Below are 23288 nucleotides of genomic sequence, written 5' to 3'. Positions count from 1 at the left end.
GACAGTACATGCCATGTTATGCTGATTTTCTCATAATCTTGATAAACATTTGGCGCGATAACCACAAGTACGCGCTGTGATCAAAATTGAGTGTTATGTTGGAAAATACGATGTATAGTAAACTTCATATCGGAAAAATCGAAGTTTATACTCTGAAGAAGCGATTATTCTAAAGTTTTCGACCGCTATACACTCTTATCATTCTTTGTTAATCGTTTATTAAGATAATAAATATAAGGACGAAACCATGAACGATGTCATTCGTGACTTTTTCAAAATGGAATCAGCTGGTGGTATTCTTCTCGTGATTGCCGCGGCAATTGCGATGACCATTGCTAACTCACCGCTGGGCGAAACTTATCAATCTGTACTGCATACTTATGTATTTGGTATGTCAGTTTCTCACTGGATTAATGACGGCCTAATGGCTGTTTTCTTCTTACTCATTGGCCTTGAAGTTAAGCGAGAGCTACTTGAAGGTGCGTTAAAATCAAAAGAAACCGCAATTTTCCCTGCGATTGCAGCGGTTGGCGGTATGTTAGCTCCTGCTCTTATTTACGTAGCCTTTAATGCCAACGATCCTGAGGCGATTTCTGGTTGGGCAATTCCAGCGGCGACAGATATCGCTTTTGCTTTAGGTATCATGGCGTTATTAGGTAAGCGTGTACCAGTAAGCCTAAAAGTGTTCTTGCTGGCGCTTGCTATCATTGATGATTTAGGTGTGGTTGTTATTATCGCGCTATTTTACACCGGTGACCTGTCGACCATGGCGTTGCTTGTTGGCTTCATCATGACTGGTGTCCTATTCATGTTGAATGCGAAGGAAGTAACAAAACTTACGCCATATATGATCGTCGGTGCGATCTTATGGTTCGCGGTGCTTAAATCTGGTGTTCACGCAACATTGGCAGGTGTAGTGATTGGTTTTGCTATCCCACTAAAGGGAAAGCAGGGCGAACATTCTCCACTTAAACATATGGAGCACGCGCTTCACCCATACGTGGCATTTGGTATTCTGCCTCTATTCGCATTTGCCAATGCGGGGATTTCGTTAGAAGGCGTATCGATGTCAGGTCTAACTTCAATGCTGCCACTCGGTATTGCTTTGGGTCTACTGGTTGGTAAGCCTCTAGGTATCTTTACCTTTAGCTGGGCAGCGGTAAAAATGGGCGTTGCTAAGTTACCTGAAGGCGTTAACTTCAAGCATATCTTTGCGGTATCTGTGTTGTGTGGTATTGGCTTTACAATGTCTATCTTCATTTCCTCTTTAGCGTTCGGAAATGTAAGTCCTGAATTTGATACCTATGCTCGACTCGGTATCTTAATGGGTTCGACGACAGCAGCATTACTTGGCTATGCCTTACTGCACTTTTCTTTGCCTAAGAAAGCGCAAGCGTAAGATAAAAATGCGCTATTTTGTAAAGCCTCCCAATCGGGAGGCTTTTTTATACCCATAGTTCAGTACATCAGCGACTTAATAGCGACACTTTCGTATTGAGCGGATGTCTAGACCATGGAGATGAACGGAATCATCGAAAAAGATAGGTTGGTAGATCTGCGGGCGAAAAAAAGCCCAGCCGAAAATTTGACTGGGCGGATACAAACATAGGAGTTAATAAGAAAAAAGCAGCAACGTAACAATTAGATGGAAACAAGTTTGACGGCCAGTGAAACTTAAAATGCCCTAGTTGTTACATTTATTCAGACCGAGCCTTTTCCAAACAGTTCCATTTTTTTTCAAAAAAAATTCGATTTAATTCTTTCTGCCCGCTTGTATCGTAAAGAAGTAAGAGAAGAGGCGAACAGCGTAACCAACTTAATGGCGGTTTGAAACTCGATAGCCCTCTTTTCTATAGTAGCTATAAACTTAAATTGCATTTCAAACCAGCACCTCCTGCTCCGACCGCCTAACGACATTGCTAGCGTTTCAAATACGATGGTTTGCGAAACTTGGTCATTTTCTTCAGGCGAGCATCATTTGCTTATTAGACTTAAATTCAAAAGATTAGATCACACCTTCTAAGTTCTGGTCAGACCAATTGGTGAAAGTGTGATGTTAATCATTTGTTAATCTAAGGTTTCAGGAGTATATTTTCAAACAGTTGTTTAATACGAGTGATTAAAATGGCCCCGAGAACATCAACAAAAGAAAAAATACTCGATGTCGCAGAAGGACTCTTTGCTGAACATGGCTTTAATGATACTTCTCTAAGAACGATAACAGGTAAAGCGAACGTCAACTTAGCATCGGTAAATTATCACTTTGGCGATAAAAAAACGCTAGTTAGAGCGGTTTTAGATAGATACCTAGAAGCGCTCATGCCGAGCATTAAAACATCACTAATTGAGTTAAATACGCGTGATAGCTACGACATGGACGACGTCTTTGAGTCATTGCGTTTACCTTTGCGTACATTAAATGATGTGCGCCCCAATGGTACTGCATTATTCATGTTGTTAATTGGCCGTGGTTACACAGACGTACAAGGTCATCTGCGTTGGTTCATCACCACTCGATATGAAGAGGTACTTAACCTCTTCACCTTCTCGATAATGAAGGCAAACCCGGAACTATGTGAGGAGCAGCTGTTTTGGCGACTGCACTTCACGCTAGGTACCTGCGTATTTACGATGGCTTCAAGCCAGGCTCTTTCAGAGCTTGCTGAAAGTAAATTTGAAAAGGAAGTCGATGTGAAATCTGTCGTCGATTTACTGATTCCTTATTTGTCAGCAGGAATGTCAGCGAAGCAGTTGGCACAAGACAAATAAGAAAGTTAAACCAATAATAAAATTATGCCCAGAGCGGTTACGTGAACAAAAGGATCTGAACTATGAGCTCTCTACGAAGAAAATGGATTAGTGACCCAGCTTTTAAAGTGTTCAAAAAAGTATTGCCACCTCTCTCTAGCACCGAGAAAGAGGCGATGGAAGCGGGTAGTGTGTGGTGGGATGCCGAACTATTTTCAGGCAAGCCTAACTTCACTACATTGCACCATTATCCAACGCCGACACTGACAGCAGAAGAGCAGTCATTTATGGATAATGAGCTTGAAACCCTGCTAGAAATGCTTGATGACCAGAAGATTGTCAAAGAAGACAGGGATTTACCGCCTGAAGTATGGGAGTACTTACGTAAAGAGCGATTTTTCTCACTGATCATTTCAAAAGCGTATGGTGGTCGTGAATTTTCCGCTTTAGCGAACTCAACCATTGTTTCTCGTATTGCGACTCGAAGTATCAGTACCGCGGTATCGGTAATGGTACCGAACTCTCTTGGTCCAGGTGAGCTTTTATCGCACTATGGCACGCAAGAGCAAAAAGATTACTGGTTGCCTCGTTTAGCTGATGGTACCGACATTCCTTGTTTTGCATTAACAGGGCCCGAAGCGGGATCTGACGCCGGTGGTATACCAGATCAAGGCGTAGTTTGTTATGGCACTCACGAAGGCAAAGAAGTGCTTGGCGTGCGAGTTAGCTGGAATAAACGCTACATCACACTTGCGCCAGTGGCGACAGTGCTCGGATTAGCATTTAAGCTACAGGATCCAGAAGGGCTACTTGGTGATAAGAAAGAGGTTGGAATCACATGTGCGCTGATCCCCGCTGATCATGAAGGTGTCGAGATAGGCGAGCGCCATGATCCTCTGGGTTCTGCATTCATGAATGGTCCGACTCGTGGTGAAGATGTCTTCATCCCTATGGACTGGTTGATCGGTGGCGCTGGTTACGCAGGTAAAGGTTGGCGTATGCTGGTTGAGTGTCTTTCTGCTGGTCGTGGTATCTCTCTCCCAGCGCTTGGCACAGCGATTGGCCACCTTACTACACGTACAACCGGTGCTTATGCTTACGTACGTAAACAGTTTGGTATGTCGATCGGTAAGTTTGAGGGTGTCGCAGAAGCTATGGGGCGTATTGGTGGTCTTACTTACCTACTAGAAGCGACGCGTACGCTGACGACGACTTCTCTCGATATGAAAGAAAAACCTGGGATTGTAACCGCGATTGCCAAGTACCACATGACGGAAATTGCGCGTACTATTCTAAATGATTCGTTTGATATTCATGCAGGTCGTGCGATTCAAGATGGCCCAATGAACTATCTTGCTAAACATTATCTCGGTATTCCAGTTGCTATCACTGTTGAAGGCGCGAATATTCTGACTCGTAACCTGATGATTTTTGGTCAAGGTGCGACTCGTTGTCACCCATATGTACTGAAAGAAATGGAAGCCGCGGCGAATCCAGATTCTGAACAAGGGGCGAAAGAATTTGACAACTTGCTCTTTAAACATATCAAACATGCGGTAGGCAATACATTTGGTGCATTTGGCGCGGCGCTAACTGGTTCTCGGTTTGTAAAAGCGCACATGAGTGGCCCAACACAGCAGTACTATAAAGAAATCACAAGATTAAGCCGAGCGCTTGCCGTTAGTGCTGACTTCGCGATGTTAACACTAGGCGGTGATTTGAAGCGTAAAGAAATGATTTCCGCACGTCTGGGTGATGGCTTAAGCTATCTATATATGGCGTCTGCCGCACTGAAAAAGTATGAAGATGAAGGACGTCAACAAGGCGATCTGGACTTCGTTCATTACGCTGTTCAACACTGTTTGCATAACGCATCTAAGTCATTAAATGAGGCTTATACCAACTTCCCTGTGAAATACGTTGGCGGTGTGCTGAAAGGGTTATTATTCCCACTTGGTAATCATTTTAATAAGCCAAGCGATGAACTGTGTGTGAATCTGGCGGAAGCGATGATGACGCCAGGAGCACAACGCGATCGACTCACGCATCTTTGCTACATCGGAAAATCCGACGACGACAGCGTAGGCTTAATGGAGAATGCCTTCCTCGCAATGTACGAAATCAAACCATTAGAGCGTAAGCTTATGAAGGCGGCGAAGGATGGGAAAGTGGCTCGTAAAGGTCTGCTACACGACCGTCTGCAGCAAGCATTTGAAGCTGGCGTGTTAACTGAGCAAGAAATTGACCAAATAATGGCGGCAGACAAATTGCGTTACAAGGCGATTCAAGTTGACCACTTTAGTCATGACTTTTCTGAAGTACGAACCGATTGCCCAAAAAAGTCGCATTTGAACCCGGCGGCATAGTAAACCGTTAATACTAAGAAAAGCACCTCAATGAGGTGCTTTTTTGTGTTCTTGCTGAGTGGATGTTGGGATAGTGCTCCAACCACTTGCCTTTTCAGAGCATTTTTACAGAAATTAGATGCGAAATCCCGACGAAACTTTTATCCTAACAAGGTTTTTTAAAGGAAGTTGAATATGATCATCAAACCTAGAATTCGTGGATTTATCTGTACTACAACGCACCCTGTTGGTTGTGAAGCTAACGTAAAAGAACAAATTGCGTACACTAAAGCGCAAGGCCCAATCAAAAACGCACCTAAGCGCGTTCTTGTTGTCGGTGCATCAAGTGGCTACGGTCTATCTTCTCGTATCGCTGCGGCATTTGGTGGCGGTGCATCAACTATCGGTGTTTTCTTCGAAAAAGAAGGTACTGAGAAGAAACCAGGTACGGCAGGTTTCTACAATGCAGCTGCTTTTGAAAAGCTAGCGCGTGAAGAAGGCCTGTACGCAAAAAGCCTAAACGGCGACGCTTTCTCAAATGAAGCGAAACAGAAAACTATCGAACTGATCAAAGAAGATTTAGGTCAGATCGATATGGTGGTTTACTCACTGGCTTCCCCAGTACGTAAAATGCCAGAAACTGGCGAGCTAGTTCGTTCAGCGCTTAAGCCTATCGGTGAAACTTATACATCAACTGCTGTTGATACCAACAAAGATGTGATCATCGAAGCAAGTGTTGAGCCTGCAACAGAAGAAGAAATCAAAGACACAGTAACCGTTATGGGCGGTGAAGACTGGGAACTTTGGATCAATGCACTGTCTGATGCTGGTGTTCTTGCTGAAGGCTGTAAGACAGTCGCGTACAGCTACATTGGTACTGAGCTAACTTGGCCAATCTACTGGGATGGCGCACTAGGTAAAGCGAAAATGGACCTAGATCGTGCGGCGAAAGCGCTAAACGACAAGTTAGCAGCGACAGGCGGCAGTGCAAATGTTGCTGTACTTAAATCTGTTGTAACTCAGGCAAGTTCCGCAATTCCTGTTATGCCACTGTACATTGCAATGGTATTCAAGAAAATGCGCGAAGAAGGCGTACACGAAGGCTGTATGGAACAAATCTACCGTATGTTCAGCCAACGTCTGTACAAAGAAGATGGTAGCGCAGCAGAAGTGGATGAGATGAACCGTCTACGTCTGGATGATTGGGAACTTCGTGACGACATTCAGCAGCACTGTCGTGAACTATGGCCTCAAATTACGACTGAGAACCTAAAAGAACTGACTGACTACGTAGAGTACAAAGAAGAGTTCTTGAAACTATTTGGTTTCGGTGTTGAAGGCGTAGATTACGAAGCGGATGTAAATCCAGCGGTTGAAGCTGATTTTATCCAAATCTAATCGAATGACTGATTAGACAACCGATATACAAAAGGCGCTCATTGAGCGCCTTTTTTGCTTTCATCAGTCAAAGTTATTAACTTAATATTATCAGGATTGTACCTGCCAACGTCATCAGAATATTGGCAATCGCATAGGTACCCGCATAGCCAAGAGCTGGGATGGTGGATTTAGCGTAGTCGTTGACGACATCCATAGCTGGGGCACAAGTTCGGGCACCAATAATGGCACCGAAGAGCAGGGCACGGTTCATCTTGAGTATGTGTGCGCCCACTAAATAGGCCAATACCACAGGCACAACACTAACAATGAATGCTAAACCAATCACTTTTGGACCAACTTGAGTCAAGTGCTCGAACATCTTTCCGCCTGCACTTAGACCTATTCCCACCATAAAGAACATCAAACCCAAATCTTTGACCATATTTAGTGCCCCCTGCGGGACATAGCCGAAAGTAGGGTGATTTGCTCGTAAGAAACCAAGTGTAATACCAGATAACAAAAGACCTACCGCGTTACCCAAGCTGAACGAAACCTGGCCGAATGTCATCGTGATGAGGCCAAACAGAATACCCAAAATAAAGAAGCTGCAAAAAGCGAGTAAATCGGCCATTTGACTGTGGATCGAGATGAAGCCGATTTTTTCCGCGAGTCCATGTACTCGGCTTCTCTCGCCGCTCACCTGAAGGACGTCACCTTTAGCGAGCACAATGTCTAAGTCCATCGGCATTTCTATTTGCGCACGTACCACGCGGTTTAAGAAACAGCCAAACTCAGATAAGTTTAAATCAGATAAACGCTTGCCTGCGATAGCGTCACTTTTTACGACAATTTCTTCTTCAACGATGCGCAAATCAAGCAAGTTACGATCAAATACTTCTTTTCCGTTGCGGAAGCTAGGATCCAAGCGAGCATGGCTATCAGGGAAGCCAACCAGTGCAATTTCATCACCCTCTTGCAAAATGGCATCACCATCTGGATGGGCGAGAATACCATTGCGGCGGATTCGTTCAATGTAACAGCCAGTTTGACGATAAATACCCAGTTCACGCAAGTTCTTGCCGTCAGTCCAGTCAATCAATTCTGGGCCGACTCGGTAAGCACGAATAATCGGTAAGTACACTTTTCTTTGGCTTGAATTTCCAAGGCCACGTTCTTGAGCAATTTGCTGCGCAGAATCAGACAGGTTCTGCTTCTGCAGTTTTGGCAACAGCTTCGCGAACATGATCATGCTAATTAAGCCCACCAGATAAGCCATCGCGTAACCCACGGATAGATTTTCTAATACCAAAGAAAAATCCATATTGCGCGGTATAGTCGCAAGGCCAGAGTTAAGAGCATCTTGAGCACCAACTAGCACTGGTGTTGCTGTCAACGCGCCGGCCATCATACCGGCTGACAAGCCAAAGTCGAGGCCGAAATAGTGGCTCAAGCCATACGTTAAGCTGACTGCGGACACGAGAACGGTCATACTTAAAATAAAGTAATGCTTACCATCTCTGAAGAATATGCCAAAAAAGTTTGGTCCAGCTTCAATGCCAACGCAATAAATAAACAGCATAAAGCCAATGGTTAATGCTTCTGCATTGAATGAGAAGCCAAGGTGACCCATTACCAACGAGGTAATTAGAACGCCTATGGAGTTGCCTAGTTGTAATTTGCCAAATCGGATTTTTCCGATGGCAAGGCCAATGGCTAATACGACGAAGATTAGAAGGATAGGGTTTTGCTCAAGAAGGTATACGACGTCTATGTTCACTGTGTGGCTCGGTAAAGTGTGTGCCAAAAAGATTAAGAATTGCGAATTGTAACTAAATATAGCAAAAAGATAAGTGAATTTTTTTAGGTTTTACCATTAGTTGACGTAAGGTAATAACCAACTGAAAAATAATAAAAAAGCCGCATGAAGCGGCTTTCTTAAAAACTGTCTTTATTACTCGTCAAATAGACCTAGGTGCTCTTTCGCGTACGCTTCGAACTCGTCGCAGCCACCGATGTGCTCTTGGTCGATAAAGATTTGAGGAACAGTTTCAACTGGTTTACCAACTGTTTTCTCAAGATCTGCTTTAGAAATACCTTCAGCATGGATATCAACGTAACGGTAGTTGAAGTCGTCACGCTTCGCTTTTAGCGTTTCTGCGTGTTCTTTTGCACGAACACAGAAAGGACATGCAGGGCGACCAAAGATAACAACGAACATAATCTTATTTCTCCTAAATCTATTCTTTTTTGAAAGCGTACAAAACATAGCGGCTGAGTGCGCTCTCTTTTGTTGCAGTAACTATGCCCGATCCAGATACGGAAATAAAGCGGCAATTACCTCTTGGTTCTATAGGTGAAATCTATCGAATAAAAACTAAACGCGCTCCCTTATTCTATGGCTCTAAAGTATGTGAAGTGACGCATAAAAAACATACATTTTAAGGGGTTAATGATGGCAAGGTGGAATTGGTCAATTTTTTTTATTCAAAAACATAGCAATCTAATCTGGCTATACGCAAATGACTTCAACTCTTCCATAAGTGTTAAATCAGAGGGCAAGAGGTTATTTGGGTATATTATTTTTGGGAGGATGTGTATGTTTCAGTTTATGACTGCAACAAGGATTATATTTGGTGAAGGTGCACTTCAGTCTTCATTATCCGTTATCAACCAATTTGGCTACAGTGTTTTGCTGGTAACCGGGAAGGAAACCCAACGAGCCACGCCCATCATTAACTACCTTAAAGCTCAAAATATGCGTTACCAACACGTAGCAATCAATGGCGAACCTTATATCACAATGGTAGAAGAGACCGCGGTACTCGGTAGAAAATTCCAGCCTGATATGGTGATTGCTATTGGCGGTGGCAGTGTCATCGATATGGGTAAAGCTCTAGCCGCTATTATTCCTAATCAAGGCAATGTTTACGACTACGTCGAAGTGGTAGGAAGAAACGTACCATTAAAGGCAAAACCTCTTCATTTTATTGCAATTCCTACGACAGCAAGCACGGGTTCAGAGGTGACTCGAAATGCGGTGTTGAAGTCTGGACAAGATAAAGTGAAAGTGAGTCTTCGAAGCCCTGATATGCTGGCAGACGTTGCCATTGTGGATCCGACGCTCACCTATGGAACCGATCAATACACATCCGGGCGTGGCGCGATGGATGCGTTCACTCATTTGATGGAAGCGTATGTGTGTGGTGAGCCAAACCCTCTTACAGATATGGTGTGCGAAGAGGGACTTCGTCGTTTAAGCCGTTCAGTGATTGCTGCTTGTAAGCAAGATAATCATAAGGCTCGGTCTGATTTATCATTCGCTGCGTTGCTCGGTGGCATGGCCATTACTAATGCCAAATTAGGTGCTGCACATGGGCTTGCGTCGGCGTTAGGAGGTAAGTTAGATGCGCCCCACAGCGTGATCACGGCGCGTCTTGCACCGCACGTGATGCAGGAAAATATTAACGCCGCGAAGCTCGCTGGCAGGAATGATGTGATAAGTCGTTATCGTAAACTTGCCCAATTGGTTACCGATCGTGCGAACGCGAATGAGCACGATGGGGTTCTTTGGGTAAATATGGTGTTAGATAAGTTAGCGTTGCCGTTACTTGGCCAATTCGGAGTATGCCAAACTTCTTTTGAACAAGTGGCGAACGATGCGCTTAAGTCGATGGCGATCAAAGGCAACCCGTTACCCCTTAATCAGGAACGTTTGATATACATATTGCAGCAAGTCTGTGATTGCAGTAGAGAGTGTGTGGCAGAGAGCACACAACACGTGAGCTCTGTAGAAGTGCTTGAATCAAGAACGGACTTATCGAGTGTGAACGACTTGGGTTGATGTATTGATCTAAAGCACGTTGAAAAAAGGGGAGCGTTGAGCTCCCCTTTATTAAATCTTTCACTAAACACCAGTACTTAGTACTGACTTAGCTTGTCATAGCGACTGTCTTTCAACGCATCTTTTACGCGTTTTAGGTTCTCACGGAAACCTGTACCACGGCGGAGTGTGAAGCCAGTTGCCAGTACATCAATCACCGTCATCTGTACAACTCGACTCGCCATTGGCATATAGACGTCGGTATCTTCAGGAATATCAAGCGTAATAGCGAGTGAACTTGCCTTTTCTAGCGGTGAGTCCTTTGCTGTAATCGCAATGACCGTCGCGCCGTTTTCACGAGCAAGGTTTGCTATTTCGACCTGACTCTTCGTTCGACCTGTGTGAGAAATAAGAACCACAACATCATTATCACTGCAGTTAATACAACTCATGCGCTGCATGACAATGTCTTCAAAACAAGTAATTGGAATGTTAAAGCGAATAAACTTGTTTTGTGCGTCTCGGGCTACAGAAGATGATGCACCAAGGCCAAAGAATGAAATGCGCTTCGCTTGCGTTAGCAAATCGACCGCACGGTTCACTTGCATTGGATCTAGGCTGTTTTTCGCGACATCTAAACACGCCATGGTCGATTCGAAAATCTTATGGGTGTACGCGTCTGGGCCATCGTCTTCTTCCACGTTACGGTTAACGTAAGGGGTACCATTGGCTAGGCTCTGTGCCAAGTGAAGCTTAAAATCTGGAAAGCCCTTGGTGTCCAGACGACGACAGAAGCGGTTTACAGTGGGCTCACTAACATCAGCCATTTTAGCCAACGTTGCAATGCTTGAATGAATTGCAGTTTGTGGAGACGCCATAATTACTTCCGCAACTTTGCGCTCTGACTTACTGAAATTCTCCAGGTTTTTTTGAATTTTTTCTAATGTATTCATAGTGTTCACGAGGGTATAGAGAACAACTCGCTGGCTCTGTTAACGAAAGGAAACACGAAGATTCCAGAGTAGAGTGGGGCGTTAACGAAAACAACCAGCGCCATAGAATCAGTATAAACCTGATCTTCAATCAGTCTAAACCAATAACGGATACTATTTAGTGAGAATTTGACAGGCCTCAAACAAAATGTTGTAAAAACTACAGAATTGGATGTGTAATCGATGTTTTGTTGCGCCAGTCGCACGAGAATGATGTTTGAGTTACATCAAAACGAAAAAAAATTTCAAATTGATGTAACTCTTTCGGGCCATTAAGACGATTGGATATCAGTGACCACCTGCTGAATTCTTTCCATCAAATTTGGTGCTTGCTTGGCGATTTCACGCTGTTCATCAAGCACCGAACTCAAAATCTCTTTGGTCGTCAGCGGATTTGCCAAAACCACTCGGAACACAATCGTGTTCATGCGCTGCCATTGGTCTGGGTTCAGTCTTGTACGTGAAACAAACGATTTGCCCGTTTCACGCTGACGCTTTTGAATAAACTGTGTTAATTCATTAATCAGTTCATTCAGTTGTTCTTTTTGTGAACCTTCCGCTTTTGCTAATGCCTCACGGATGAATGGCGGCAAGTAGCGGTATGTGAGCAGACAAAGCTCTGGTTCAGAAACCAATTCGAAATCATCTTGCTGCTTGATTAAATCTGCAAAGTAGCGAGCTTTTTCAATGCTTTGGTCTATCAGCAGCTCATAGCCAGGGCGGCTGATTATGTGCATTGCGGCATAGACTAACATTGCCATGCCCGAACGAGAGCCTTCTAATGTATGGCTGCCTAGGTCTTTTGAGCCTTTACGCAAGATATATTGAGCGTGATGCTCTATGGATTTCATTGCGTCAGGATCTTTGAACAGAACCATACCAGCGCCCATCGGGATGTAGAGTTGCTTGTGCGCATCAATGGTTACTGAGTCTGCCATTTCCACACCGTTAAGAAGGTGACGGTGGTGATTAGACATAAGTGTTGCGCCACCCCATGCGGCATCCACATGGAAATGACAACCGTGAGCTTGGCAGACTTCTGCGATTTCAGGTAGCGGGTCGACATTACCAGTCTCTGTTGTACCAGCTACACCAATAACAGCAATAGGCTTGATGTTTTGTTTCTCTAGTTCAACAATTTTCGCTTTAAGGTCGTCGACAATAATACGGTTGTTGGCATCCGTTTTAACCGCAACCAAGCCATCTTGACCTATACCTAGTACATCGGCTGCTTTCTTAAGGGAGTAGTGACCACGCTCAGACACCAATACCGCTAAGCCATCGTAGCCATAATGCTTCATGGCTTTAAATAGGCCTTCTTTCTCAACGCCTTTAAATGAACCATTGGCTCTTAACGCCTTGTTACGTGCTACCCAAAGTGCAGTGATATTGGCAATGGTACCGCCGGAGCAAAATGCGCCCAATGAGTGGTTTGCGCTATGCATCCACTGATCGTAAAACGTATCGCTCTGACCATAGATCAAGCGATGTAGCATGCCCAAAACTTGACGTTCAAGCGGGGTAAAGGCCTTAGAAGTCTCTATCTTTACCAGGTTTTGGTTTAAGGCGATCATGATCTTTGACAATGGCATCAAGAAATAAGGCAGCGCCGATGTCATATGACCAATGAAGCTTGGTGAAGAAGTGTGAACGGAGTGCGACACCAAAGTGTCGAGTAAGTGTTCTGTATGATCTGACACGAACTCTGGCTGCTCAGGAATCTGAGCAGAAGAAAAGTCTTTTTCGATTTCGCGTAAAGGCTTTTCTTCTGCCACGATGTGTTCACGAAGAAATTGATTTAGGTTTCGCGAGAGGCTCTCGTCAATTTTGGTTAACGTTGAGTCAGGACCTTCTGGGACAGTGAAGATCTTTAGCAAGCTCTCAAAGCTAACGTCAGCGGTTTTTTGTTCCTTAACCATAGCAAAGAATCTTTGTAGTTATTTTGGTAATGCGAGCGGCACAATCTAAACTAAAACGGGCGCAAAGTCCCGTTTTAATTGTTGAAACCCATGTTGCTGAAATGAAAATTTTAGGTGAGGGCTACAATCTTCGCATTAAAAAATCGTTGATTTTAATGTGTTAAAACACTCGGCGTTTTCGAGCATCCTCAACGATTAATTAATCACACTTCTGCTTTTCAATCTTCTCTATTGACTGATTGTACTTATTAAGCGCGGTATCAATTTGTTGTGGATGGCTAAGCAGGTCGGCGAATGCTGAACGGAGTTCGTAGTTTTTTGGATGGTTAGTCGATTGACGGTCACTAAACGTTTGTTTTGCGACTTCACCTAACTTATCACTTCGGCTTGCTAGCTGCTTAACGTCGTGTTGTTCTAATTTTAGCCATGCTTCGATTGGCTGTTCTGTTGCAATACGGCTAGGATCGTTCTCTAGAAAATAGTGCACTGCTTCACGGTTTAATTCAAAGTGATGTTTACGGCCGTCCAAGAACCACTGGCTAACTTCTTTTAGATCTGGATACTGGGTAACCGTCAAATCGACAAGATCTTGATACCACTGTAGTGAGGCATCAACATAGCCGTCGTATTTGCTTGCAAGACATTGTTGATCTGCGGCAAACGTAAAAGTTGAGCTTGTAGCGAGGAGCGCTGCAACGACAAAGCGTTTCATTCTTCTTCCTTCTGGTTGTTATCCCTTTATTAACGCAAGGCACATAAGTTGATGTTTCATCCTTCTTTCTCTTTAGTCGTGATAAATCATTGGGCTAATTGACAAAAAGAAAGCGGATTATTGCCAAAATCTTGATCACTTTGACGTTAACTGGGTATTTGAATTTTTGCCGTATTGTAATGGATGTTAAAGCGAAAACCTGAGATCTAGCTAGCAAGTGATACAAAGAAAAGCATCATAACTGGTACCAGTAAACTCAAAATAAACCCACTAACGATGGCGACTGGGACACAACGCACACCACCTGTAGTCTGAATAACAGGTAGGGTAAAGTCCATTGCTGTTGCACCTGCATAACCAATTGCTGTGCACGGATAGCTGCGAATAAAGAGAGGAATGGCTACCAGCGCGACCAGCTCTCTCATCAATTCGATCAGGAAAGATGCTCCCCCAAACACGGGGCCAAAAGCGTCTCCCATCAAAATTCCTGCGAGTGAATACCAGCCAAAGCCTGAAGCCATCGCGAGGGCTTGATAGAGAGGAAGGTCCAAAAGTATCGCTGCAATAACGCCACCAAGCATACATGTTGCGATCACAACTGCCGCAATGGCCATACCCTGTTTATTTAATAGAATTTGGCGAAGAGTAAGACCACTATTGCGAAGCTGAATACCAATAAAAAATAGGAGCAGGAAGAGTATCCATTCGCTCGCTGTATCCACCCAACTTAAATCGATGGGTAACAGCAGACCAACTACTAGCCCGCCACCAACGACAACAATCAGCTTTACTGATTCTAAAGCCATCGAGGATAATGGCAGCTTCTTTTGATTCTGATTGGTCTGGAGAGGAATAATCCTATCGATAATAGGCAGCGCCAACAGATTACAGGTACTTAAACATAAAAAGAAAGTACTCGCATAGAGGAGAATACTCTGTAAGTTGCTACTTAAGTTATCGAGCGCTGCTAGGCTAAGTCCCATCAACGACAAAATGACGTAAATAAGGTAGGACGTTGATTGATTGATCTTCTCCAGTAACGAGGCTCGAGATATAGGAATTAGATACCCCACAACAAGTGGAGCGAAAATAAATAGCATCCCTGAGAACATAAAGCTCTATGATTCCTTTTTTGAGATAATACCAACACACATAAATCAAATTATTTATCGGTTGAAATTAGAGAGATATTTTACCAAATACCAAACGCTGCTCAGCCTTGAGCGAATCGTTTATCGCGAATTAGGTGTGAGAAAACGATAAATTACAAGCCGCTAGCACTTAGCACTGCACGTATTTGGTCATTGAAGTCAGTATCACTCATATTGCTGAGTTCATACAAGACCTCTGCACCTGTTAAGTTGAATTCAACTTCGTGTTCATCAATGCGCTCATCATGATTGCGGAACATCAATAAGTGATGCGCGATTCTTGCAATGTCTAAATAACTTACTTCCGGTCGCGTTTGCTCGTACTTCTCGTTTGAGGAGACCTCTCTAAAGTCATTGTCAAATCCCCAGCGCTCGAGCACCAGTTTGCTTGTTGCTGAACAACGAGTTTGGAAGATTTGCAACGCAATTTCAGGATCTAGGTAATTGCCTCTATCTAAGTACAGGTGGTACTCGTTAATTAGACAAAACAAACCGATATCGGCTAGCAGACCAACCAGCAATGCTTTTTCTTGCTCCAAGTGCCCATAAGTACCTGGCTCGTGTTTACGAAACGCTTGAACCAATATCACCATGACGGCACCGAGTTCTCGGGATACCGCTGCACTTTTCACCAAGATAGCATTACATTCTTTGGTTAAATTTACTGAATGTTTAAGTTGTTCAATCGCTTGTGCGGTAACAATATCACGCACGCGCAGTATACCAAGGCGAGATACCGCGGTGGTTAAGTCGTTGCAGGTAATGTTTCTGCGATTGAAAATTACAGAGTTTGCTACTCGCAGAACGACCGCCGCCAAGCCGGGATCTTCTAACAAACAGTTAGCAACATCTGAAATAGTGGTGTGTTCTTCGACACATAACTGCTGAATTTTAAGCACGACATCAGGAATAGGGGGTAATGAAATCTTACCCGTTGAGATGGACTGTTCTACCAGCTGAGCAAACTCGGATTCCAGTGCGTTTATAAGCTTATCTTTATTATTTGGCAGCCAAAAAAATGATAAATGTTCCATTGTGACGCTGTACTTGAGATCTTTCGTACAGTGTACCCTTACAGCGTATTCTTTATCAATTAAATGCGTATCACGTGCTCGTAATTGCCAGCGAGATCATAATGATGGCGTGTTTTGGGCATGCCGTGCGTCAAAAAAATATCACCACATGAATAATAAGTGTGAAACTAATCACGTATGCTGAATATATACTTTTTTATATGTGACCTATGTCCTAACTTATTTTTCAACGTTAAGTATGATTAAGCAAGTTGGTGAGCACAACTCACAAAAATATCGCCAACAAATCGACATTTATAATTCGCTATAAGCTGCTGTTTATCTGGTGACATCGCTAATCGGGGTAATTTATTCAGATTAAAGAGGTCAATGGACATGACAGACCAAGCTTTTTTTAAATATGTACGCAACTTTAGTGAGTATCAAAAACGTTCTATGTTCGGTGGTATCGGTTTATTCACCGATGATGCTATGTTTGCGCTTGTCAGCAATGATTGCTGCTACTTACGTGGTGGTAATGGATTGGACGAAGTGTTTACTCAACTGAATTGCGAAAAATATAAGCACGTCAAAAAACAGACGACGGCAACCGTAAATTATTATGACGTAACAGATTTGTTTGAATCCGGATATGCAGGACTCGATGAACTGGTACAAAAATCAATTGAATACTCAATTAAGGAACGAAAATATCAAAAGTCTTCTGCCAGTAGACGTTTGAGAGATCTGCCAAATATGCAGTTAACTCTTGAGCGAATGGTCAAGAAAGCAGGTGTTGATGACGTAGAAACCTTTTTAGAACTTGGACCTGTAAAAGTCTTCAACAAAGTTAAAGTGGCTTATGGCAATGACGTTGATGTTAAGTTGCTTTGGAAATTCGCTGGTGCCACTGACGGTGTTCATTGGAAACTGATTCAAGAGCCGCGTAAAAAGCAGTTACTGGCGCTGTGTGAGTAAGCAAGCTGAACGCACGATGATTGACTCGTTTTGATGGAGTTAGCGGGTCGTAAAGGCAAGTGTTGAAAGCGGAAAAAGGACATTGAAGTTTTTGACCACTTCATTGAGTTAGTCATTAGATTAGACAAAAAACCGAGGCATGGGCCTCGGTTTTTGTTTTTTAATTTGCTCTTTTATTAAAGCAAAAATCTTAAAACTTAAAACGCGTAGTGAACATTACCTGATCACCATAAAAGTCGTTGATACGCGCTTCAGCACCTAGAGAGAAAAGCTCAGTTGAGTGGAAACGAGCGTATGCTGCACCGGTCCAGTCGTCATCGTTATCAATAGAAACGTAGCCGACTTTGCCGCCTACTTCTAATTGAGGACCTAACCATTGACGAACACCTAAGTTCAGTTCCATACCTACGTCAGTGCTGCTATCGCTTGAAGGTTGTACAACGCGCATTAGCATTTCACCTGTAAGGTCAGCCCAGTTGTTTAGTGGCGAATGAAAGCCAAAACCAGCGGCTGAGTCAAAATCACTTTCAAACTCAGAGTCGATACGAGCAATAACATGTGCGTTAGGGTGAATTGATTTGCTGAATCCAGCACCAAATGTCACAGGACTTGCGCCAATACGTGCTTCGAAATAGTCGTAGCTAAAGTTGCTCATAGTTGCTGGCGCATTGCGGTCGTTTGCGGCTAGGGCATGGCTTGATGCCACTAGTAAGGCAGCGGCTAATAGTGTTTTACGCATAACTAACGATAAACCTTGTTCATTATTTCCATGGATTCAAGCAACCACTTGAACCGTAATCTGATTTGTCCGACATCATAATAAAAAGGAAGGTCCACGACCAACAAAAATGTGTCGATGTTTTGTCAATTAACTTAATAGTTAGTGGGTTTAAGCAAAAACTACGCCATATACATAACGTCTAAGAGCATCAATCGGATAAATAGTGATGCTTTTCCATACTCGCGCTATTGCGCGAAATAACGTGGATCAGCTGGTTTTGGTGACATTCAAGCTAGAGCCACGCATATTACTCCCCGAAGCTTGCTCTGCGTTCAGCCATGGCATTGAGGATCGCCTCAGAATCAAGGACTTGAGTCCAAGATAGTAAGTTATCATCATTTGCAATCATAAAAGCAGTAAGCTGAGACACGATTGCTTTTCTCAATTCTTCACCTCTCCATGGTTTGGCAATGTAATAGTCCAGACTTGCGTTATTGACGGCCTCAACGGTGTCTTCTAAGCCGGCTTGTCCTGTAAGTAAGACTTTGCGGGCTGCTTTTGTGTCACCATTTTGACTGAGTTCGATTAAGAAGCTAATCCCAGTTTGCTCCGGCATAATGTGGTCGCATAAAACGAGCGCAAGCTGAACTTCCTCTTCCGCCATCTCCTCGATCACTTGCCTTGCTTCAGTGACTGATTCCGCTCCCTCGACAATAAAATGTTCCTCAAAGGGAGCGAGATCCTGGAGCACGCTATCCAAGACTTCTCGTTCGTCATCGACACATAAAATTAAATACTTGGTCATATTTCATCTCCTTTTTCGATGACTGGTAACCAGACTGTCATTCGTGTGAACTTGTCGAGTTCTGATTCGACGTCAATCCATCCCTTATGTGCTGTCACGATTTGCTGGCAGATGGACAGCCCAATGCCTAAACCAAAGTTGCCTTCTTTTTTCGTCGTGAAGTTGAGCTCGAAAATGGCTTCTCTTTGCGATTCAGGAATGCCACACCCATTATCTTCAAACGAGATAACGGCGTAATGTGTATGATCTTTTTCTGCAAGACGTGTTTGTATTTTTAAAACGCCTTTTTCCGGAAATGCATCAATGGCGTTAGAGACCAAATTCGTCCATACCTGTTGGAGTGCGATTGGTTGACAAAGGATGGGAGGTAAATCCGCATAATCAGTGGAAACCTGATGCATTTTTAGTTTGTTTTCGAAGATCACCAAGGTGTCTTCAATACCTTCATGAATATCAGCATAGTGCTGGATCTCATCATCTGAGCGTGCGTAACCTTTAAGGCTTTTCACCATATCTGCAATTCGCGCAGCACAGACGTTAATTGAGCGAAGAGTAGAACCAGCTTTGTGGTATTGCTCAAGAGTATCGAGAACATGAGAAGATACTTGCTGTTTTTTCGTTAGTTGAGTGAGTAACTCGTGATCTGACTCTAGCCCAAGGTTCACCACTTTCTTAGCCAGTGTTCGGTCTGGAAGGGCATGATTAAGTGCTTTAACGCGTGATCTGAGCTCTGCGGTTGAAGCGGGTTTTGCGGTTTGAGCTTTGCTCAGTAACTCAATGCCTTTGATTTGTATATCGGAACTGGGTACTTCGTTAAGTAATCGTGCAAGCGTATGCGTTAAATTCTCTACGCCCCTCAATATCGCTGCTATCGGATTATTTAGTTCATGCGCCACGCCCGCAACCAACTGGCCGAGCATCGCCATTTTTTCTCTTTCAATGAGTTGCTGGTGGGCAGACTCCAGCGATTCGAGCGTTTTTTGAAGTTGCAACTTGGTATTGATGCTTCTTTGTAATCGGCGGTTGAAGTGGCGTAAGAGCAAGTTTGTAAAAAGAGGCAGCAAGTTTGAGTCGCTTTGCATCACTTTATTGAATACGTTGCGATCGAGTTTTATGACCTCTGTCTTTGTCAGCGTTAGGGCTGTCGAGAAAGAACATTCTCCAGTAACAAACGACATGCCTCCGACAATATTACCTTTGTTATGGCGTACAACCTCTCGCTGCATGCCTTGCTCATCGCGCTTGTACAGAGCCACTTCACCATCGGTGATAAACCACAAGAAGCTATTTGGCTCGCCTTCTACAGTTAATAGGTGTTCAGTTGAATAGGTGCGGCAGGCTCTTGTTTCGTCATTGTCTTTAAAAAACTGTTGGAGAGCTGAGATCACTTGCTCGGCTAACTCAGCATCAGACATCGAGTGGTAGTCGTGTAAAAAGCCCGCTTGATAATGGCTCATCTGATTATTGATGTGCGCTCGCAACAAGCTGTGATGATCCAATATCTGACTGTAACTTAGCAGGTCTTCTTTGCCATTTCGCAATATAAATTGGGTCAGCTCTTTTTGCACTGTGTTAAATAAGACGTGATCTGGCAAAGGTTTAGTGAGGCAGTGGTCGAGCCTGCCCTCATTAACGGCAGTGAGAATTGCCTCTATATCAGACGAGCAGCTAATAAGAATTTTTCTTGCTTGCTCGGTATGCGGCATCCGGTCTAAACCAATAAGAAAATCCACGCCATTAAAATGAGCGTGATGGCTCGCTATAACTAAAGCAACAGTCTGCTCTCTTTCTTCCAGATACTCTAAAGCGCTTTGAGCCTCTTCTATCGATTCGACAGAAAAAATATCAAACTTACTTGAGAAGGCAGACAGCTCCAATCGAAACTGTTCAGCACTGATTGGGTTGTTGTCGAGACACAACACAGCATAACGATTCACAGATGTTTTAGCTCCGGTTAAAACTTCGCCACGCAAACTTTAACAATAAAAGGACATGATGAGTGGGAGCCAAGTATGATTCCTGATTAATGGACTAGAATAAGCATCAATAGTCTGATTTGTCTCAATGTTTTCTCCGCAGAAGGTTTGGGGTAGACTGACCGAAAATACCTAATAAGTGACGTTATGCAAAATCTTAAAAAAATCGGCGCCATTGGTGGTGCTATCTCATTAGCGCTGTGTTGGCCATTGGCTGTCGGACAAATTGGTCAGTCCATCATTGAAGATGGTATTACCAATATGAATGATGAAATGATTAAAGGCGAAGTGGTCGAGTATCAGCGTGGCTATTTGTCTTCAGTCGTGCTGACTCGTTATTCAGTTGTTGATCCTGAGCTTAAAACGCAGCTAGAGCGTGATGGTATGCCAACGACGTTTGACGTAACCAGTGATGTTAGCCACGGTCTAACAAGCCTAACAGCAGATTCAAAATTGGTGGACAATGACTTTTTGCCTCTCACGATGCATAGTCAGACTCAACTAAATGGCAACACGGCATTCACCCTTGACCTAGACAGTTGGCATTATCGTAACGAAGCGCAAGGTGTTTCTGTTTCTACAAGCCCTGCAAAAGTGACAGGGGATGTGACGGTATTGGGTGATCTCAATTACCAAGTTTCTGTTCCTTCTGTTCAAGTGGATTTTGAAAACGGTGAAGAGCTTCATCTGAATGCATTGACAGGTCAGGGTAAAGGTAAGCAAGCAAAAGGCTATTGGCTGGGTGAGCAATCTTTTTCTCTAGAGAAGCTGGATGTGGTTGATTCGAACTTAACGCCTGTCTTTTTGATTGAGAATGCAAGTTACCGCGGCAACACTACGATGAATGAGTCTGGTGATAAGCTGAACAGTCAGCTGAACCTAGATGCTAAGAAACTGCGTTTAACTGATGGTACGGATGTCGATAACTTTAAGTTGGATTTCTCAATTGCAGATGTGGATAGCCAGTCATTTGACCAAATTATGTCTATCTATCAAAGTTCTCCAATGTTAGACGAGCAGGAAATGGCGAGCTTATTGCCGCATGTTGACACGCTGTTTAGCAAAGGCTTTGATTTATCCGTGAATGAGCTTTCACTTGCGTTTGGTGACGGTAAGTTCCATAACGAGTGGCAATTATCCATTCCTGAAGGTACTGACCACATTACTCAAGACCCAATGAAGTTGATGACGGCGACTACTGGTGAGCTCAGCACTTACTTCTCTGACGAATTAGTGACGCACTACCCATTTATTCAAGAAGGAATCGATGAGCTGCTCATCATGGAGCTGATCGAGAAAGTTGAGGGCGGTTATCAACTCAAAGCAGAAATCGGTGAAGGCAAATTGAAGTTCGAAAATGGACATGAGTTCCCATTGGTGGCGCTACTTATGCCTGCCTTGATGCAACAACAGTAGCCAAGTATTGTTGCGGAATTAATCCAATTTAACGCTTAGTCTTTAAAAAGAGGTCGTAAGACCTCTTTTCTTGTTTTTATCGCTGCGAAAACGTGATATTAATTTCGTAATATTTACATAGCAGGAGCAATGAGCATCATGGAACAAAATACGGACAACGTATTTAACTTCAGTGCAGGGCCAGCAGGTCTGCCTAAAGCAGTTATGCAGCAAGCACAACAGGAACTAATCGATTGGCAAGGCCTTGGTACTTCGGTCATGGAAATCAGCCACCGAAGCAAAGAGTTCATCAAAGTTGCAGAAGAAGCCGAGCAAGATTTACGTGATCTTCTGAATATTCCGGACAACTATAAAGTGCTGTTCTGCCAAGGTGGTGCTCGTGCTCAATTTGCTGCTGTTCCTCTAAACTTACTTGGTGATGCCGAGACGGCAACTTACATTGACGGCGGTTATTGGGCTGAAAGTGCGGTAGCTGAAGCGAAGAAATACTGCGAGCCAGACGTATTTGATGCAAAAACAGAAATCGACGGAAAAGTAGCCGTTCTACCTGCAAACGAATGGAAAATTGCTCCAGAAGCGGCTTACGTGCATTTCTGTCCAAATGAAACCATTGACGGTATCGAGATTAACGATCTTCCAGTCACCGACAAACCAATCGTTGCTGACATGTCTTCGACGATTCTTTCTCGTGAGATTGATGTATCGAAATACGGTGTGATTTATGCGGGCGCTCAGAAAAACATTGGTCCTTCAGGCATTGCTATCGCTATCGTGCGCGACGACTTGTTAGGTATGGCGAAGCAGGTACTGCCAAGTATCTTGGATTATACTGTTCTGGCTGAGAAAGAATCAATGTTCAACACGCCACCAACCTTTGCATGGTACCTGTCTGGTCTTGTTTTCAAATGGTTGAAGGCGCAGGGTGGGGTAAAAGCGATCGAGCAAGTGAACCGCGCTAAAGCCGCACTACTGTATGATTACATCGATCAGTCTGATTTCTACCGTAATGGCGTGCACTCAGCAAACCGTTCTTTGATGAATGTGCCATTCCAACTTGCGAAACCTGAACTGGATGCGACGTTCCTTGAACTAGCCGATGCCAAAGGGCTGAAATCACTAAAAGGACACCGAGCCGTTGGTGGTATGCGAGCTTCCATTTATAACGCCATGCCGCTAGAAGGTGTACAAGCGTTAGTCGATTTTATGCAAGAGTTTGAGAAAAACTACGCATAAAATCAAATTCACTGTTATTCATGAAAGCGTCGCAATTGCGGCGCTTTTGTTTATCTCAACTCACATCACTCCAGGAAGG

The 23288-nt window shown here is 43.7% G+C and carries 18 protein-coding genes; 8 read left to right on the top strand and 10 right to left on the bottom strand.

Going from position 1 to position 23288, the window contains the following annotated elements; all coding sequences use genetic code 11:
• Positions 1 to 247 precede the first annotated feature (247 nt).
• From nhaA to fabV, 4 genes are all read left to right on the top strand, one after another.
• Positions 248 to 1399: a Na+/H+ antiporter NhaA gene (nhaA, locus tag NL643_RS00285; RefSeq protein WP_006742626.1), complete on the top strand. Its 1152-nt coding sequence runs from the start codon at positions 248 to 250 to the stop codon at positions 1397 to 1399.
• A 725-nt stretch (positions 1400 to 2124) separates the two neighbouring features.
• On the top strand, positions 2125 to 2769 hold the full coding sequence (locus NL643_RS00280) for a TetR/AcrR family transcriptional regulator (protein ID WP_005393225.1): 645 nt from the start codon (positions 2125 to 2127) through the stop codon (positions 2767 to 2769).
• 62 nt (positions 2770 to 2831) lie between these two features.
• Positions 2832 to 5114 (top strand): acyl-CoA dehydrogenase, encoded by a 2283-nt coding sequence (locus tag NL643_RS00275; RefSeq protein ID WP_253643708.1) that lies wholly within the window; start codon positions 2832 to 2834, stop codon positions 5112 to 5114.
• Positions 5115 to 5288: 174 nt separating this feature from the next.
• Positions 5289 to 6491 carry an enoyl-ACP reductase FabV gene (gene fabV / locus NL643_RS00270; RefSeq protein ID WP_006742624.1) on the top strand — a complete coding sequence of 401 codons (1203 nt, stop codon included), beginning with the start codon at positions 5289 to 5291 and terminating at the stop codon, positions 6489 to 6491.
• 76 nt (positions 6492 to 6567) lie between these two features.
• On the opposite strand, the gene NL643_RS00265 is transcribed toward fabV, so the two are convergent.
• Positions 6568 to 8250 carry an aspartate:alanine antiporter gene (locus NL643_RS00265; protein ID WP_253643707.1) on the bottom strand — a complete coding sequence of 561 codons (1683 nt, stop codon included), beginning with the start codon at positions 8248 to 8250 and terminating at the stop codon, positions 6568 to 6570.
• A gap of 174 nt (positions 8251 to 8424) precedes the next feature.
• On the bottom strand, positions 8425 to 8691 hold the full coding sequence (locus tag NL643_RS00260; protein ID WP_005378026.1) for a GrxA family glutaredoxin: 267 nt from the start codon (positions 8689 to 8691) through the stop codon (positions 8425 to 8427).
• Positions 8692 to 9069: 378 nt separating this feature from the next.
• Here NL643_RS00260 and NL643_RS00255 point away from each other — a divergent pair, with 378 nt between their 5' ends.
• The gene (locus tag NL643_RS00255) at positions 9070 to 10314 is read left to right on the top strand and encodes an iron-containing alcohol dehydrogenase (protein ID WP_253643706.1); all 1245 of its coding nucleotides are present in this window, start codon (positions 9070 to 9072) and stop codon (positions 10312 to 10314) included.
• Positions 10315 to 10391: 77 nt separating this feature from the next.
• Here the strand turns inward: NL643_RS00255 and NL643_RS00250 are convergent, their stop codons facing one another.
• The 5 genes from NL643_RS00250 to NL643_RS00230 all read right to left on the bottom strand — a co-directional run bounded on the left by NL643_RS00250 (position 10392) and on the right by NL643_RS00230 (position 16101).
• On the bottom strand, positions 10392 to 11246 hold the full coding sequence (locus tag NL643_RS00250) for a MurR/RpiR family transcriptional regulator (protein WP_005378021.1): 855 nt from the start codon (positions 11244 to 11246) through the stop codon (positions 10392 to 10394).
• A gap of 311 nt (positions 11247 to 11557) precedes the next feature.
• Positions 11558 to 13204, bottom strand: coding sequence for a pyridoxal-dependent aspartate 1-decarboxylase PanP (gene panP, locus NL643_RS00245; RefSeq protein ID WP_237311810.1), 1647 nt, complete (start codon positions 13202 to 13204; stop codon positions 11558 to 11560).
• A gap of 199 nt (positions 13205 to 13403) precedes the next feature.
• Positions 13404 to 13916 (bottom strand): hypothetical protein, encoded by a 513-nt coding sequence (locus tag NL643_RS00240; protein WP_253643705.1) that lies wholly within the window; start codon positions 13914 to 13916, stop codon positions 13404 to 13406.
• 206 nt (positions 13917 to 14122) lie between these two features.
• Positions 14123 to 15028 (bottom strand): lysine exporter LysO family protein, encoded by a 906-nt coding sequence (locus NL643_RS00235; RefSeq protein WP_006742620.1) that lies wholly within the window; start codon positions 15026 to 15028, stop codon positions 14123 to 14125.
• 152 nt (positions 15029 to 15180) lie between these two features.
• Complete coding sequence (locus NL643_RS00230) at positions 15181 to 16101, bottom strand: HDOD domain-containing protein (RefSeq protein WP_005393212.1); 921 nt, start codon at positions 16099 to 16101, stop codon at positions 15181 to 15183.
• A gap of 369 nt (positions 16102 to 16470) precedes the next feature.
• On the opposite strand from NL643_RS00230, the gene NL643_RS00225 reads away from it, so the two are divergent.
• Entirely contained in the window at positions 16471 to 17058 is a 588-nt protein-coding gene (locus NL643_RS00225) for a TfoX/Sxy family DNA transformation protein (protein ID WP_005393210.1), read from the top strand.
• A 190-nt stretch (positions 17059 to 17248) separates the two neighbouring features.
• Here the strand turns inward: NL643_RS00225 and NL643_RS00220 are convergent, their stop codons facing one another.
• The 3 genes from NL643_RS00220 to NL643_RS00210 all read right to left on the bottom strand — a co-directional run bounded on the left by NL643_RS00220 (position 17249) and on the right by NL643_RS00210 (position 20521).
• Complete coding sequence (locus NL643_RS00220; protein ID WP_005393208.1) at positions 17249 to 17797, bottom strand: hypothetical protein; 549 nt, start codon at positions 17795 to 17797, stop codon at positions 17249 to 17251.
• Positions 17798 to 18086: 289 nt separating this feature from the next.
• Positions 18087 to 18584 (bottom strand): response regulator, encoded by a 498-nt coding sequence (locus NL643_RS00215; RefSeq protein ID WP_145532238.1) that lies wholly within the window; start codon positions 18582 to 18584, stop codon positions 18087 to 18089.
• A complete protein-coding gene (locus tag NL643_RS00210) occupies positions 18581 to 20521 on the bottom strand; it encodes an ATP-binding protein (RefSeq protein WP_253643704.1) in 1941 nt (646 codons plus the stop codon). The genes NL643_RS00215 and NL643_RS00210 overlap by 4 nt, the downstream gene beginning before the upstream one ends.
• Before the next feature lie 186 nt (positions 20522 to 20707).
• Here NL643_RS00210 and NL643_RS00205 point away from each other — a divergent pair, with 186 nt between their 5' ends.
• Both NL643_RS00205 and serC read left to right on the top strand, forming a co-directional pair.
• The gene (locus NL643_RS00205) at positions 20708 to 21976 is read left to right on the top strand and encodes a DUF945 family protein (protein ID WP_253643703.1); all 1269 of its coding nucleotides are present in this window, start codon (positions 20708 to 20710) and stop codon (positions 21974 to 21976) included.
• 138 nt (positions 21977 to 22114) lie between these two features.
• Positions 22115 to 23209, top strand: a complete 1095-nt coding sequence (gene serC / locus NL643_RS00200; RefSeq protein WP_046874819.1) for a 3-phosphoserine/phosphohydroxythreonine transaminase — start codon at positions 22115 to 22117, stop codon at positions 23207 to 23209.
• The last annotated feature ends 79 nt before the right edge of the window (positions 23210 to 23288 follow it).

Source organism: Vibrio sp. Y42_MX_L11, from assembly GCF_024181785.1.
Taxonomy (GTDB): domain Bacteria; phylum Pseudomonadota; class Gammaproteobacteria; order Enterobacterales; family Vibrionaceae; genus Vibrio; species Vibrio diabolicus.
The sequence above is the reverse complement of the archived record's forward strand: the minus strand, read 5'-3'. Positions and strand labels throughout refer to the sequence as shown.